Raw genomic sequence first — 14,037 nt, 5'->3', positions numbered from 1 at the left:
TTGGTTCGCGTGTCACGCAAGGTTTCGTTGCAGTTTTAGTGAGTCTCTGCAAAGGCATCCCGCGTCAAATTCTCAGGCTCGCCATTCGTGCACACGACATCATCTTCAATGCGAATACCGCCATAGGGACGAAACGCATCGACCTTGGCCCAATCAACATCCTTCGCAGCAGGCTTGCCTCGCAACTCTTCCAGCAACATGTCGATGAAATAAAGGCCCGGCTCGATGGTGACGACCATGCCCGGTTCCAGCACGCGCGTCATGCGCAAATACGGATGGCCGTCCGGACGCGGGATATTGCCGCCGCTTTCATTCGCCTGGAAACCGGCGACGTCGTGCACCTGCAGGCCGATGGGGTGACCCAGGCCGTGCGGGAAGAACGTGGCCGTAACGCCCGACTGCACCGCACTTTCGGCGCTCATGCGAATGACGCCGTGTTCGCGCAGCACATCAGCCAGTACGTGGTGTGCGTGAATATGCAGTTCGGGATAACTCTGTCCCGCTTTCACTTTCGACACAAAGCCCTGCTGCGCTTTATCGACGCTATCGATCAGCGCCTGGAATTCGGCATGACCCTTCGCCGCGTAGGTGCGAGTGATATCGCTTGCGTAGCCTGAAGCGCTGGCGCCTGCATCGATCAGGAAGGATCGGCTTTGTTTCGGTGCCGTGCGATCGAAGTTCGTGTAGTGCAGCACGGCACCGTGTTCATTCAAACCGACGATGCTCGCATACGGCAGCTCCGCATCGATCTGATTGGCCGCTGCAAGATAGGCCATATGAATGCCAAACTCACTTTCGCCTGCGCGGAACGCTTTTTCCGCAGCACGATGTGCACGCGTTCCCGCAACGCTGGCCTGACGCATCAACGCCAGCTCGTAAGGTGTTTTGTAACTGCGATGCCAATGCAGATAATTGACGACCTTTTCCGGATTGTTCGCTTCGACGCCATTTACTTCCGGACAATTCGGCGCGATGACAGCACGATTGCCTTGAGGCAACGCAGCCACGGCTTCGGCACTCGTGCGCACGATAGTGATGTCGAACTGGTCTACCCAGTAACCGCTCGGCGCATCGGGCACGACATGCCAGTAATCGCGCGGCTGCACGAAGATCAGTTTCGGTTTGCTGCCGGGTGTGTAGACAACCCAGCTTCCCGGCGCATCGGTCAACGGTAGCCAGTGACGAAAGTGCGGGTTGGCGACGAACGGGTAATCCTGATCGTCGAGAAACTTGCGCAGCGGCGTGCTTGCGGCGATCAGCAAATGATCGAAGTCGTCCAGGGCCAGGGCGTTGTCGGAGCGCGCGCGCAGCGTGGCGATATGTTGGGCGTAAAGCGGGGCGAGGTCGTGACTCATGCGACGTTCCGGCGTAGGCATCAGTACGCCAGTGTAACGCGATGGGTCCGCTGTCTCGAATCAGGCTTGCTGCAGCCAGTCGTCCAGATGCATGGCGTCCATGTTGCCGATGGCGATGATGCGGTAGCCAACCCAGGTTTGCCCCGGGCTCGCCGCCGGTTCGTGCCATTGTTCCTGGATGCCGATTTCGATGCTCGGCATGCTGCCGTCGTGGCGTGGCAGCGGCAGATGGACCTGATACACCGCTTCGCTGCGCGGAACGCAGTGACCGATCAGCAGCATACCGCTGCTGGAAAGGTTGCCCAGATGGCCGAGCGGTTGGCCGGTGATCGCGTCGGTGATCGTGACGTTGTGATCCGGCCGCTTGCGCGGTGAACGGCGTTGTTCAGGCGCATTCATGAGCGTACTTCCGGCTGGGACGACGGCGACGGACGCAGCAGGCTCGCCGTGAGCGAATGCCACGCGCGATCAAGCAGGTTTTCTTGTTGCGGCGGCAGTTCGCGCACACGACCAGTGGCAATGGCGCGTGCCAGTTCCTGCAGATTCATCACATCGCTGCGTTGACCGCGGCGCGTGACAAACAAGCTGTTGCCCGAGACCGGCGAGAACCACGCCAATTTGCGTTGCGTGGATTCGCCCGTGGTGGGATCGATGAATTCGAACCAGCTACCGAACGGCAACTGACGCAGACGGTTGTGAATGCGTGCTTCGCGCAGACCCAGCGGCGGCACAACAGCTGCGTTGGTTGCAACCGGTGCTTCCTGACCACGGTGCTCGCCCAGGCGCTGACGCTGCTTCAGACGCAGCGCCAGATCGGTGGCGCTGGGTGGATCGGCCATCGCAGACGCTGTCGACGGACGCGGCTTTGCGGGCACGATGATCGGAGCGGCGGCTTCGGAAGGTGTCGCCTTTTCCGACTCCGGCGCGATGTCCGAGGCCGCTTCGGGAGCGGTCGTTTCGGCTGGCACATCGTCCGGCGACGCAATCGTTGGTGTTTCAGGTATTGACGGCTCGGTGCCGATCAGGCGCTGCGCCACTTGCTCGGATTCTTCGGCATTCATGCCGATCTGCTGCAAGCCCGTTTCCACTTCGTGCCGCAGCAAGGCGGTGTCGGTGACGGGGAACTGGCCGAGTAGTTGATCGGTGATGCGCAGTTGCTGGCGGAAGCCGTCGCTGTGCTCGCCATGGCGCAACAGATTGAGCGCGAGCACATCCGTCCATGCGCGTTCAAGCAGCGTGCGCAACAGGCCGCGCGGCGAACTCACCGCGAAGCGTTCGCGCATCAGCTCGTCGGCGCGGCGACGTGCCTGTTCCAGCCGCTCGCGGCCTTGCATGGCTTCGACGTGACGACGCTCGGTCGCTTGCGCCTTGCGCGACAGTTGCGAGAGGTGATGTTCGATGTCCGCAAGCAGACTGGTGTAGAGGCCAGCGGTAGGCGGTTCCTGCTGCGTGCGTTCCACGAGCTGGCTGAGTTTGCCCAGCAGTTGCGGATCGGTGTCGCCATCCGGGCCATCGAGCCAGTCGTTGACGGTCTCGGCAAGTTTGCCGAGCACCTGACGCGCGGGATGTTCGCGCTGATTGAAGAAATCGCGATCGGCGATGGCCATGCGCAGCAGCGGCAATTCCAGATTGCCCAGCAGTGCGCGCGCATTCGGACCGTGATGGAGTTGTTGTGCGAGTTGTTCGAACAGCATGGCGACCAATTCGACGGTATCGCCCTGTTCGGTGCTCAGCTGCATGCGCGGCGCACCGGCCGGCACGCCTGCGTTGAGTTGCAGCAACAGTTCCTCGTGCAGACGCTGGGCGCTGCGCAATTCGCGGCTGGTCTGGTCGGTGACCTGAATCATGTGCTGTTGCAAGGCCGACAGCGCACCTTGCAATTCATCCGACGTCGCTGTGCGGCCGCTGTAAACCGGTGCAGGACCCGAAGCAGTGACGCGCTGGCGCGACAGCAAATCGCGCAGCGTTTCCAGCACGGCGATCGGTTCGCTGCGCTGTTCGGTGGGTTGTGCTGGCGTCGGTGTTTGCGTGGCGGCCGGTTGCGTCGCCGCGGGTGCCGCACCGTGCGCGGGCCCATGAACCGGGCGCGCCGCAGGGAAGGCACGCAGCTGCGGCAGGATGCCGTCAGCGATCAATTTTTCGTTGATGCCGTCGTAGAGCCGCACAATTGCGTCGCCGACGCTGGTTTCAAAAACCTGCAGCAGCACGAGACGATGTTCGAGCGGCAGGCTCATGGCCTCGCTGGCATCGCGCAGGATATGCGCAAGGCTGAGTGGCCCCGGCGGCAAGTGTTTGCCTTCCAGCGGCGGCGCGCCGACGAGCACGGCGAGTCGATACGACAGCTCCGACAGCACGGGTCCGTTGTGCGCTTCGATGCGCGCTGCGTGTTTCTCAAGCGCGGACGTCAATTCGTGTTCGTTGCGATCGAGCAGGCTCAACGATTGCAGCGTCATCTGATGAGACGCTTGTTCGTCGTCGTTTGTGCCCATCTGTTCGAAGGCTTCGCGCAGGCGCGAGGCAAACGACTGGATGAATCCGGCGCTCTGCTGCTGGATCAGATTGCGGCTATCGAAACAGCGTTGTTGTTCGAGATGATTGCGGGAGCTTTCGGCCTGCTCGTAAAGCCGTTTGTCGAAACGATCCAGACAGTGCCGGAGCGTGGGATCCAGCCATTGATCGCACAGGGCGCAAATGTCGCCGACCAAGCGGCGCGCGCGCGACGGCATCTGGCCGTGCTGGACACGGTCGGTGTGCTCGCGGACGGTGAGTGGCGGACGTCCCCTGAATTCGACATCCATGACCTGGTTCTCAGTAATTCCCCGGGGCTCAGTGTATGCCCAGCGGCCCGCCGCCGCCATTGGCGGCAGAAAAATATTTTCAGTCCAGGAAGCTAGCGATGACGTCGTTGAGGAAGCGCTGGCCCAAGGGGGTGGTTTTCAGGCGGTCGGGGTGGCTTTCCAGCCAGCCTTTCTGGCGCCCCGCGGCGACTTTGGCGGCGATGCTTTGAGGCTGCAGGCCGGTGCGTGCAGCGAAATCGCCCAGCGGAACGCCTTCAACTAGCCGCAAGGCGTTGAGCATGTATTCGAAGGGCAGCTCATCCAATGTGACAGCGGTATGGCCTCCTACGCGGCCAGGGGAGCCAGCGGCCTCGAGGTAGGTGTTGGGGTGACGTATCTTCCAGCGGCGGAATACTTGGCCGGCCGACACGTCGGTGAGCTTGCCGTGCGCACCGGCGCCGATACCCAGATAGTCGCCGAAGCGCCAGTAGTTGAGGTTGTGTTCGCAGCGCCGGCCGGGGCGTGCATAGGCTGAAATCTCGTATTGCCCATAGCCGGCTTCGGCCAGCCGCGATTCGCAGGCTTCCTGCATGGCCCAGGCGTCGTCGTCGTCGGGTAGCGGCGGCGGATTGGCAGCAAAGACGGTGTTCGGCTCCAGGGTGAGCTGATAGTGCGAGATGTGGGTTGGATCGAGCGCGACGGCGCGTTCCACGTCGGCCAGCGCGCCGGGCAGGGATTGCTGCGGCAACGCATACATCAGGTCCAGATTGATATTGTCGTAGCCGGCATCCTGCGCGGATTTCACGGCGGCTTCCGCTTCCGTCGCGGAATGGATGCGTCCAAGGCGCTTGAGCTTTTCGTCATCGAAACTCTGGATGCCGAAGGAAATGCGATTGACGCCGGCAGCGAGATAGCCGTCGAAACGGCCATGTTCCACCGTGCCGGGATTGGTTTCCAATGTGACTTCGCAGTGGTCGACGAATGGCAGGCGTTCGCGTGCGCCTTCAAGAAAGCGTTTGACGAGTTCCGGCGAAAAAAGGCTTGGCGTGCCGCCGCCAAAGAACACACTGACGATGGGGCGATGGCTCAATGCCTCACCGAAATCGGCGCGGTCTGCATCAAGATCGGCGAACAGCGTTTCCACGTAGCGTTCGTACGGCGGTTCGCCGCGCAAGCCGTGCGAGTTGAAGTCGCAGTACGGGCATTTTTTTACGCACCACGGCATGTGGACGTAGAGCGCTAGCGGTGGTGCGATCAATGACATGCTTGGTGAGCCTCACACTTACATGTGCCGCAAATCCATTCCCTCTCCCCTCTGGGGAGAGAGTTAGGGTGAGGGGTCAATCTTGCGACCAAGCATGTTTCTCCGGTGAAAAAAAGCCGATTTTGCGTTTCCTAAATCTTGCCACTGTGGCAAGAGTGGCCCCTCACCCCAGCCCTCTCCCCAAAGGGGAGAGGGGGCGAAGATCAGGTGCGCAGCTCGGTAATGCGTGCGTGCAGTTGTGCCATGGCCTGCGCACGGTGGCTCAGGCGATTTTTCACTTCGGGCGACAGCTCGGCCGAACTCAGCAGCTGGTCGTGCGGGAGAAAGAGTGGGTCGTAACCGAAACCGTGCGTGCCGCGTGGGGCGTCGAGAACGCGTCCGTGCCAGCGGCCTTCGGCGATCAGTGGCGCGGGATCGTCTGCATGCGCGAGTAAGGCGAGCACGCAGATGAAGAATGCGCCACGCTGTTCGTGCGGCACACCCTCAAGCTCATGCAGCAACTTGGCATTGTTTGCAGCGTTGTCGCCATGCGATCCGCTGTAGCGCGCCGAGTACAGACCCGGTGCGCCGCGGAGGTGCGCAACGCACAATCCTGAGTCATCGGCGAGCGCCGGCAGTCCCGTCACGCGTGACGCATGACGCGCCTTCAGCAGCGCGTTTTCAACGAACGTGAGGCCGGTTTCCTCGGCATCATCGACGCCCAGCTCGGCTTGTGGCACGACTTCGAAGTGACTATCGGCCAGCAACGCGTTGAACTCCGCCAACTTGCCACGATTGCTGCTGGCCAACACGATGCGCTGCGTGGCGAAGGTATTGCTCATCCTGCGAGTGCCGCGCGTTGCAGTCGAACGAGTTCGGCGATGCCTTTCTCGGCCAGTCCCAGCATCTCGTCCATTTCCGTGCGGCGGAATGCGTGACCTTCGGCGGTGCCTTGCACTTCGATAAAGCCGCCGCCGTCGTTCATCACGACGTTCATGTCGGTGTCGCAGTTGGCGTCTTCGGCGTAATCCAGATCGAGCACGGGCATGCCTTGATAGACGCCGACGGAGACCGCCGCCACCGCACCGATGATCGGATTGCGGCGCAGGTTCTCGCGCTGCATCAGCACGGTCACTGCATCGACCAATGCGACATAGGCGCCAGTGATGGCTGCGGTGCGCGTGCCGCCATCGGCCTGCAAGACATCGCAGTCGAGTGTGATGACGCGTTCACCGAGTGCCTGGCGATCCACGCAGGCGCGCAGGCTGCGGCCGATCAAGCGCTGGATTTCCATGGTGCGGCCACCCTGGCTGCCACGCGTCGCTTCGCGCTGCGTACGGCTGGAGGTGGCGCGAGGGAGCATGCCGTATTCGGCCGTGACCCAACCTTCACCTTTGCCGCGCAACCAGGCCGGCATGCGGTCTTCCACGCTGGCGGTGCATAGCACGCGTGTATCGCCGAAAGAGATCAGCACGGAGCCTTCGGCATGCCGGGTGTAGTGGCGTTCGATGGCGATGTTGCGCAACTGGTCGCTGGCACGGCCGCTAGGGCGGGACACTGTTGTCATAAGGGATGCTCTGATGTGTTCTGCGTAGGTGTCACCGGTACTGTCTGCTCGCAGATCGCAGGAGCGTTGGCGAAGGCAGACTGGCCGTCTGTCGAGCCAACGCACCGAAGAGATGCGGGCAGACAGTACCGGCCCCGGCATATTGGATTTGAATGATGGGGTGATGTCCAGAAGGCCCGCAGCTTGTGCCGCGCAGCTTGGCAAGACGGCCAGTCTTCCCAGCGCCGCGCAACACACGCTGCAGGCCTTCTGGACATCATGCCACCTACGCAGAACACATCAGAGCATCCCTTGATTGGGCAAGTTAGGGCGGGACAGTTTACCATTGCCCTCTTTCTTAACAGCGTGGGCCTTAACTCCATGATTCGCAGCATGACCGCTTATGCGTCTGCCGAGGCCCTTTCTCCCGCCGGAACGCTGACCTGTGAGCTGCGGACGGTGAATCATCGCTATCTGGAGATCAGCCCGCGCCTGCCTGAAGAGTTGCGCAGCTTCGAGCCCGCATTGCGCGAGCGCATTGCGGCGCGTCTTTCGCGCGGCAAGGTCGATGTGATCGTGCGCCGGGGCGAGTCGCGTGGGGAATCGCTCAAGGTGGATGGCGCGATGCTGGGGCGGTTGTCCGACTTGGCGCTGGATATGGAAACGCGTTTCCCGCGCATGCGTGTCGAATTCACCGAACTGCTGCGCTTCCCCGGCGTGCTGCAGCATGCGGAGGTCGACCAGGATGTGCAGCAGATGGCGCTGCTCGACGTGCTTGATCGCGCGTTGGATGCACTGACTGCGACGCGCGAGCGCGAAGGCGCAAAGACCGGCGATATGTTGCGCGAACGGCTCGATGGCATCGAACGCGTCGTAGCAGATGTACGTGGCTGGATGCCGGAGATTCGTATCGCCTTGCGCGCGCGGCTCGAATCGCGTCTGGCAGATCTGAAACAACCTGCCGATCCGGGACGCCTTGAGCAGGAACTGGTAATGCAAGTCACCCGCAGCGATGTCGATGAAGAGCTTGACCGTCTGAGCACGCATATCGGCGAAACGCGTCGCGTGCTGGGTCTTAAAGAGCCGGTCGGCCGCCGCCTGGATTTCCTGATGCAGGAATTCAATCGCGAAGCCAATACGCTCGGTTCCAAGTCGGTGGATGCACGCAGCACCAATGCGGCGGTTGAGCTCAAGGTGCTGATCGAGCAGATGCGCGAACAAGTGCAGAACATCGAATGAGTGCGGGCGCCATGCGAAGAAATCTGCGCATTGCAGCGACGTTGCGCAAGGCGTGGCCCCTGACCCCAACCCTCTCCCCGATGGGGAGAGGGGGCGAAGGAACTGCGTGTCATGCCTGTCGATAAGAGCGGCACGCTTTTCATCGTTGCCGCGCCTTCCGGTGCAGGCAAGTCGACGCTGGTCAACGCGCTGCTCGAGCGCGAGCCGGGCATCTCGTTGTCGATCTCGCACACGACGCGACCACCGCGAACGGGCGAAGAATACGGACGCCACTATTACTTCGTGGAACGGGCCGAGTTCGAGCGCGAAGTGGCGGAAGGCATCTTTCTCGAACACGCCGAAGTGCACGGAAATTTCTACGGCACGTCGCGCAAGACGGTTGAGGGTCTTCTGAATCAAGGCCGTGATGTGCTGCTGGAAATCGACTGGCAGGGCGCAGGGCAGATTCGCAAATCCAAACCCGATTGCGTCAGCGTTTTTATCCTTCCGCCATCGCGTGCCGAGTTGGAACGCCGCTTGCGTGGACGTGGTTCGGACAGCGCAGAAGTCATCGAACGCCGGCTGCGCAATTCGCGCGGTGAAATCGCGCACGCGCACGAATTCGACTACATCATCGTCAACGATCGGCTCGAGGACGCATTGGACGGCCTTCAGGCGATCGTGCAAGCCGTTCGTCAGCGTAGCCAGTTACCGTGTCAGCGGCACGAAGGTTTGATCCGGGAATTGCTCGCGGACCCTTGAATTCAGACGAATTCGACCGATTACTGTACCGGTCCGCATAGCATTACACCTTCAATTCAGCTAACTTGAGCACTTTCCCCGCGTCCCCTCCCTATGACCGATCCCGTCCTTGCCAAGCCTGACGAACGCACGCTGGTGCGCATTCGTGGTCTCACCACGGTGCTGAGCGGCAAGACCGTGTTCGATGCGCTGGATCTGGACATTCCGCGTGGCAAGGTCACTGCCATCATGGGCCCCAGCGGCACCGGCAAGACCACGCTGCTCAAGCACATCACCGGGCAGATGCGTGGCGATGCGGGTCAGGTGTGGGTGGATGGGTTCAATGTGCCGCGGCTTTCGCGCGAGCAGCTGTTTACGCTGCGCGAACGCATTGGCTACCTGTTTCAGAATTCCGCCTTGCTGACGGATTTCGATGTCTTTGAAAACGTTGCGTTTCCGTTGCGCCAGCACACGAGTCTGCCGGAAGTGCTGATTCGCAACATCGTGCTGACCAAGTTGCAGGCGGTTGGGCTGCGCGGAGCCGCATCGCTGCTGCCGACCGAACTATCAGGCGGCATGGCGCGCCGCGTCGCATTGGCGCGTGCGATTGTCTTCGATCCGATGCTGATTCTTTACGACGAGCCGTTCGTGGGGCTGGATCCGATCGCACTTCACCAGGTGCTCAAGCTGATCCGCACACTCAACGAAACGCTCGGCATCACCAGCGTGCTGGTCGCGCACGAATTGGAAGCGATCAAGCAGGTGGCCGATCATGTGTATCTGATCGCCAACGGCAAGGTTGTTGCGCAGGGCAATCCGAAAACCATCGCGGATGACGGTTCGCCTTGGACGCGCCAGTTCTTTGGTGGCGAGTCGGACGGTCCGGTGCCTTTCCAGTATCCGGCCGATGATTACGCGCAGGCCCTTGGTTTCAAAGAGGGAATTGCATGAGCGCGCAGGTGCATCGCGAGAACGTCGTTCTTCAGTCGCTGGGGCAGATCGGTTCGTGTGGCCTGTTTCTGCTGCGCGTCCTGGCGGCGGTTCCACGCAGTCTTCGGCATGTGCGAGAGACGGTGCGGCAGCTGTGGTTCGTGGGCGCGATGAGCCTCACCATCATCATGACCTGCGGATTGTTCGTCGGCATGGTGCTGGGCCTGCAGCTGTATCACGTGCTGGCTATCTTCGGCGGTACATCGGCCAGCGGTTCGGTGGTGGCGTTGTCGATTTATCGTGAGCTGGGTCCGGTGGTGACGGCGTTGCTGTTCGCCGGCCGCGCCGGTACGTCGATCACGGCGGAAATCGGCCTGATGCGTGCGACCGATCAGATCGCGGCGATGGAGATGATGGCGGTCGATCCGATTGCCTATGTTGTCGCGCCGCGCTTTCTTGCCGGTCTGATCGCGATGCCGCTGCTATGTTGCGTGTTCTGTGCGATGGGCATTTTCGGTGGCCATCTGGTGGGTGTGAGTTGGCTGGGCGTCGACAACGGCACGTTCTGGTCGAACATGACTTCTACCGTCGATGTGTATCAAGACATCATCAATGGCGTGATCTGGAAGAGTGTCGGGTTCGGCGCGGTCTGCTCGTTGATCGCCGTATTCCAGGGCTACACCACGGCACCGACCAGCGAGGGCGTTGCCTACGCGACCACCCGCACCGTGGTGGCTTCGTCGATCGCGATTCTTGCACTCGACTTCATCCTCACCGCTTTCCTGATGTGACTGCCATGATCAATCGTTTCTTTTCGAGGACTTTGCTGTGAGCCAGAGAAAATCCTATGCCGTCGGCACCGGCATGTTCATCGTTCTTGGCTTCGCCGCGCTGGTTTATCTCGCCACCCAGACGTCGTCGATCGCCAACAGTCATCAGGGCGCGAGCTACACGGTCGACGCGCAGTTCGCCAACATCGGTGCGCTAAAAGAGCGCGCGCCAGTGAAAGTGGCCGGTGTGCGCATCGGGCAGGTGCAATCCATCTCGCTCGAACCGGGCAAGGATGTCGCCGACGTCAGCCTGTCGATCGACAAGAAGTACGCGCAGATTCCCGCCGACTCGGTGGCGACGATCTACACCAGCGGTTTGCTTGGCGATCAGTACGTCGGCGTCCAGTTTGGCAATGCGAAGAACTATCTTGCCGATGGTGGTCACATTGGTTTGACCAAATCCACGCAGCCGCTGGAGGAAATGCTCGGCAAGTTCCTCGGCGGTGGCAGTGCGGCTGACGCCATTGGCGGCACCTACAACGTGAAGGCCAGCTTCACCAACGTGGGCGCGCTGGCCGTGGGTGCCCCGGTGAAAATGGCCGGTGTGGCCATCGGCAGCGTGACCGATGTGAAGGCCGACCCGGTCAAGCTGGATGCCACGGTCACCATGTCCATCGACAAGAAATACAACCAGATTCCCGATGACTCGGCCGCCGCCATATTCACCAGTGGTTTGATTGGCAGCCAGTATGTTGCGATCCAGCCCGGTGGCTCGCCGAATTCGCTCAAGGATGGCGACCAGCTGGTGCTGACCCAGTCGGCGGTGCAGCTGGAAGACCTGATCGGCAAGTTCCTGGTCAGTGGTTCGTCCAGCGGAAGCAATGCCAACAACGGTGGTAACAACAATCCCGCTGGCAATGGTTCATCCAATCCCAACGCCGGTAAACACTAAGCCGGTTCATTTTCCGAGGAGTTTCCCATGTTGCGTCACCTGGCACTTGCCACCGCTATCGCTCTGGGCAGCGCAGCGATCGCCGCACCGGCTTTCGCGCAGGATGCATCGAGCGCGCAGGCTTCCAGCGCGGCCACGCCGCAGGATGTGGTAAGCGAGATCACCCATTCGCTCGACACCCAGATCGCCGATCACAAGGCAGAACTGCAGAACAACAAGCCCAAGCTGGTGGCGATGATCAACCAGATCTTCCTGCCGCATTTCGATACCGACTGGGCGTCGATTCTGGTGCTGGGCATGCATGCGCGCGAAGCAACGCCGGAACAGCGTTCGCGTTTCGCCAAGGCGTTCTATACCTCGCTGACCAACCGTTATGCGGACGGCTTGCTCAACTACACCAAGGGTACGGTGAAGGTGCTTCCGTTCACGGGCGACCTCAACGACAAGTACACCGTCGTGCGTACGCAGGTGAGCACGGATGATGGCAAGTCGATTTCGGTCAACTACGTGTTCCACAAGGCCGCTGACGGTCAGTGGAAGGCGTACGACGTGATCATCGAAGGCATTTCCTACATCACCAACTATCGCAACCAGGTCGATGCCGAGATCAAGAAGGAAGGTCTCGACAAGCTGATCGCCGATCTGGAAACGCAGGGTGATCAGGCACTGAAATCCATGGAACAGGAAAACAAGCCCAATGGCGGCCAATCCAATGGCGGTCAGTAATTCTGCCCGAGCTGATTTTCGTGTGACCACCAACACACCGGATACGGTTTCCGTGTCCGGCGTGTTGAGCTTTGTAACGGCAACGAAAGCGCTTGCCGCATTGCGCGTTGCGTTCGGAAGTGGTGATCGGAATAAGCTGGATCTTTCCGCAGTCACCACGTGCGACAGCGCGGGTCTGGCCTGTGTATTGGCCGCGCTTTCCGAAGCAGATAACGCTACGCGTCGCGTGACCGCGCTCCATGTGCCCGAAGGGATGCAAGCCTTGGCGCAAGTCTGCGGCGTCGAGCCCTTTCTGAGCTGACGCACTTCTTCGTTTCATGCGGGCACAAAAAAAACGGGGCAGATGCCCCGTTTTTGTTTGCGCTACCCGACACAGCCTTACTGATTGCCGGACGGATTGCCTGAGTTGTTCTGCTGCTTCTGCTTTTGCTCCCACTGCTGCTGCTCTTTCAGCAGTTCCGCGGGGTCGAAGTTCTGATTGTTGTTGTTATTGTTGTTGTTGCCCGAACCTTGCTGCAGCTTCAGCATCACATCGGCCGGCGGATTGCCGTCGTAGAGTTTGTTCAAGCGCGTCTGCCGCCACGCATCGCGGATGAATGCGTAGGGGTCGTAAGCGGACTTCAGGAAGCTGTCGGCATCAAGCAGCTGCGCGCGCATCTGGATGAAATACACCACTTCGGGGATGTAGTACTGGCCATCCTTGAAGTTGTGATTGCGTTCGAAGTAGCTCAGCGGATCGAACAGGTAACCGTCGACCGGGTACTGCCAGATGTCGCGGAACGTAGACGGCCCCAGCAGCGGCACCATCAGGTAGTCGCCTTCCGGCACGCCCCAGCGGGCCAGGGTGATACCGAAGTCGGTTTCCTTGAGCGGGATATTCATCTTCGTCGCAGGGTCGAAGAAGCCGGCCAGACCCACCGTCAGGTTGATCAGCAAGCGCCCGGTGTCGTCCATCGCATAGCTGGGACGCCCCTGCAGCACGTTGTTGGCAATGCTGATCGGCAGCTTGATGTTGGTGAAGAAGTTGCTGATGCCTGTCTGGACAGGCTTGGGCGTGATCTTCGTATAGCCCACCGCCACCGGGCGCAGGACATGGGTGTCCAGCGCGTTGTTGAAGGCGTAGCTCTTGCGGTTGAACTTCTCCAGCGGGTCGTCCGTACGCGGCGGAGCGATGGCACAGCCGGCCAGGATGGCCACGGCGGCCAGGGGGAGAAGGCGGTTCAGAAAAGCGAGGCGAGGCAGGGAGGGCATCGACTGGGGATCCGCAAAGGAGGGGGATTTTGATAAATTGTACTTTCTAGTTTTATATTGTGCCCAACTTGCGGCCTTCTTTCGAGCTGGCGCACAACAGCCCGACATGATAAGAGTCAATCACATTGCCAGCCAAGTGTCTGAACGATAAACTGTCAGGCCGCATAAGTCGCTTTCAAGCTTAAGGATTCCCCATGGCTCGTATTACCGTGGAAGACTGCCTAGAGGTAGTCGACAACCGTTTTGAACTGGTACTCATGGCGACCAAGCGCGCCCGCCAGCTCGCCAACGGTGCCGAACCGGCCGTCAACCCCGACAACGATAAGCCTACCGTGTTGGCGCTGCGTGAAATCGCAGACCGTCGCATCGACCAGGCCACCATCGATGAAATCGATCGCGCCGAACGCGAACGTGCCGAGCGCGAAGCGCTGGAATGGGCCGCACAGGAAGTTGATGACGATCTCTCCAAGGGTGGAGATGACTGATGGATGGCGGCGGCTGTCGACAGTGCAGTCGTCGATCCGGTTA

Annotated in this window: 15 protein-coding genes; 8 read left to right on the top strand and 7 right to left on the bottom strand. The window is 60.7% G+C overall.

The annotated features are described in order from the left end of the window. Positions 1-35: 35 nt before the first annotated feature. The 6 genes from pepQ to rph form a co-directional block, all read right to left on the bottom strand. A complete protein-coding gene (gene pepQ / locus EKH79_RS08605; RefSeq protein ID WP_126673386.1) occupies positions 36-1,355 on the bottom strand; it encodes a Xaa-Pro dipeptidase in 1,320 nt (439 codons plus the stop codon). Between the two features lie 60 nt (positions 1,356-1,415). After that, complete coding sequence (locus tag EKH79_RS08600) at positions 1,416-1,754, bottom strand: PilZ domain-containing protein (RefSeq protein WP_126673385.1); 339 nt, start codon at positions 1,752-1,754, stop codon at positions 1,416-1,418. Then, positions 1,751-4,153, bottom strand: coding sequence for a DUF1631 family protein (locus EKH79_RS08595; RefSeq protein WP_233590247.1), 2,403 nt, complete (start codon positions 4,151-4,153; stop codon positions 1,751-1,753). Before EKH79_RS08595 ends, EKH79_RS08600 begins: the two co-directional genes overlap by 4 nt. A 79-nt stretch (positions 4,154-4,232) precedes the next feature. Beyond that, positions 4,233-5,396, bottom strand: coding sequence for a radical SAM family heme chaperone HemW (gene hemW / locus EKH79_RS08590; protein WP_126673384.1), 1,164 nt, complete (start codon positions 5,394-5,396; stop codon positions 4,233-4,235). Between the two features lie 203 nt (positions 5,397-5,599). Further along, a complete protein-coding gene (gene rdgB, locus EKH79_RS08585; RefSeq protein ID WP_126673383.1) occupies positions 5,600-6,217 on the bottom strand; it encodes an RdgB/HAM1 family non-canonical purine NTP pyrophosphatase in 618 nt (205 codons plus the stop codon). Next, positions 6,214-6,942 (bottom strand): ribonuclease PH, encoded by a 729-nt coding sequence (rph, locus tag EKH79_RS08580; protein ID WP_126673382.1) that lies wholly within the window; start codon positions 6,940-6,942, stop codon positions 6,214-6,216. Before rph ends, rdgB begins: the two co-directional genes overlap by 4 nt. A gap of 360 nt (positions 6,943-7,302) precedes the next feature. Here rph and EKH79_RS08575 point away from each other — a divergent pair, with 360 nt between their 5' ends. The 7 genes from EKH79_RS08575 (at position 7,303) to EKH79_RS08545 (ending at position 12,559) form a co-directional block, all read left to right on the top strand. Further along, on the top strand, positions 7,303-8,160 hold the full coding sequence (locus EKH79_RS08575) for a YicC/YloC family endoribonuclease (RefSeq protein ID WP_126673381.1): 858 nt from the start codon (positions 7,303-7,305) through the stop codon (positions 8,158-8,160). Positions 8,161-8,271: 111 nt separating this feature from the next. Further along, entirely contained in the window at positions 8,272-8,901 is a 630-nt protein-coding gene (gene gmk / locus EKH79_RS08570; RefSeq protein WP_126673380.1) for a guanylate kinase, read from the top strand. A gap of 93 nt (positions 8,902-8,994) precedes the next feature. Next, positions 8,995-9,831 (top strand): ABC transporter ATP-binding protein, encoded by an 837-nt coding sequence (locus tag EKH79_RS08565; protein WP_126673379.1) that lies wholly within the window; start codon positions 8,995-8,997, stop codon positions 9,829-9,831. Beyond that, complete coding sequence (gene mlaE, locus EKH79_RS08560; protein WP_126673378.1) at positions 9,828-10,601, top strand: lipid asymmetry maintenance ABC transporter permease subunit MlaE; 774 nt, start codon at positions 9,828-9,830, stop codon at positions 10,599-10,601. The genes EKH79_RS08565 and mlaE overlap by 4 nt, the downstream gene beginning before the upstream one ends. 37 nt (positions 10,602-10,638) lie before the next feature. Then, positions 10,639-11,532: an outer membrane lipid asymmetry maintenance protein MlaD gene (mlaD, locus tag EKH79_RS08555; RefSeq protein WP_126673377.1), complete on the top strand. Its 894-nt coding sequence runs from the start codon at positions 10,639-10,641 to the stop codon at positions 11,530-11,532. Positions 11,533-11,559: 27 nt separating this feature from the next. Continuing rightward, positions 11,560-12,258 (top strand): MlaC/ttg2D family ABC transporter substrate-binding protein, encoded by a 699-nt coding sequence (locus EKH79_RS08550; protein ID WP_126673376.1) that lies wholly within the window; start codon positions 11,560-11,562, stop codon positions 12,256-12,258. 22 nt (positions 12,259-12,280) lie between these two features. Continuing rightward, positions 12,281-12,559, top strand: coding sequence for an STAS domain-containing protein (locus EKH79_RS08545; protein WP_158621216.1), 279 nt, complete (start codon positions 12,281-12,283; stop codon positions 12,557-12,559). A 77-nt stretch (positions 12,560-12,636) separates the two neighbouring features. Here EKH79_RS08545 and EKH79_RS08540 read toward each other — a convergent pair whose 3' ends face one another. Beyond that, entirely contained in the window at positions 12,637-13,509 is an 873-nt protein-coding gene (locus tag EKH79_RS08540; RefSeq protein ID WP_126673374.1) for an MlaA family lipoprotein, read from the bottom strand. Between the two features lie 194 nt (positions 13,510-13,703). On the opposite strand from EKH79_RS08540, the gene rpoZ reads away from it, so the two are divergent. Beyond that, positions 13,704-13,994: a DNA-directed RNA polymerase subunit omega gene (rpoZ, locus tag EKH79_RS08535; RefSeq protein ID WP_126673373.1), complete on the top strand. Its 291-nt coding sequence runs from the start codon at positions 13,704-13,706 to the stop codon at positions 13,992-13,994. Positions 13,995-14,037: the final 43 nt, after the last annotated feature.

Source organism: Dyella dinghuensis (assembly GCF_003977615.1).
GTDB lineage: Bacteria > Pseudomonadota > Gammaproteobacteria > Xanthomonadales > Rhodanobacteraceae > Dyella_B > Dyella_B dinghuensis.
This window is presented reverse-complemented; position numbering and strand designations above follow the sequence as displayed.

What these genes read in the sequence shown, in the direction of transcription:
- EKH79_RS08565 (WP_126673379.1), top strand. Translation starts at nt 8,995, where the DNA reads ATGACCGATCCCGTCCTTGCCAAGCCTGACGAACGCACGCTGGTGCGC.
- rph (WP_126673382.1), bottom strand. Translation starts at nt 6,942, where the DNA reads ATGACAACAGTGTCCCGCCCTAGCGGCCGTGCCAGCGACCAGTTGCGC.
- rpoZ (WP_126673373.1), top strand. Translation starts at nt 13,704, where the DNA reads ATGGCTCGTATTACCGTGGAAGACTGCCTAGAGGTAGTCGACAACCGT.
- rdgB (WP_126673383.1), bottom strand. Translation starts at nt 6,217, where the DNA reads ATGAGCAATACCTTCGCCACGCAGCGCATCGTGTTGGCCAGCAGCAAT.
- hemW (WP_126673384.1), bottom strand. Translation starts at nt 5,396, where the DNA reads ATGTCATTGATCGCACCACCGCTAGCGCTCTACGTCCACATGCCGTGG.
- EKH79_RS08595 (WP_233590247.1), bottom strand. Translation starts at nt 4,153, where the DNA reads ATGGATGTCGAATTCAGGGGACGTCCGCCACTCACCGTCCGCGAGCAC.
- mlaE (WP_126673378.1), top strand. Translation starts at nt 9,828, where the DNA reads ATGAGCGCGCAGGTGCATCGCGAGAACGTCGTTCTTCAGTCGCTGGGG.
- EKH79_RS08550 (WP_126673376.1), top strand. Translation starts at nt 11,560, where the DNA reads ATGTTGCGTCACCTGGCACTTGCCACCGCTATCGCTCTGGGCAGCGCA.
- gmk (WP_126673380.1), top strand. Translation starts at nt 8,272, where the DNA reads ATGCCTGTCGATAAGAGCGGCACGCTTTTCATCGTTGCCGCGCCTTCC.
- EKH79_RS08600 (WP_126673385.1), bottom strand. Translation starts at nt 1,754, where the DNA reads ATGAATGCGCCTGAACAACGCCGTTCACCGCGCAAGCGGCCGGATCAC.
- EKH79_RS08575 (WP_126673381.1), top strand. Translation starts at nt 7,303, where the DNA reads ATGATTCGCAGCATGACCGCTTATGCGTCTGCCGAGGCCCTTTCTCCC.
- EKH79_RS08540 (WP_126673374.1), bottom strand. Translation starts at nt 13,509, where the DNA reads ATGCCCTCCCTGCCTCGCCTCGCTTTTCTGAACCGCCTTCTCCCCCTG.
- pepQ (WP_126673386.1), bottom strand. Translation starts at nt 1,355, where the DNA reads ATGAGTCACGACCTCGCCCCGCTTTACGCCCAACATATCGCCACGCTG.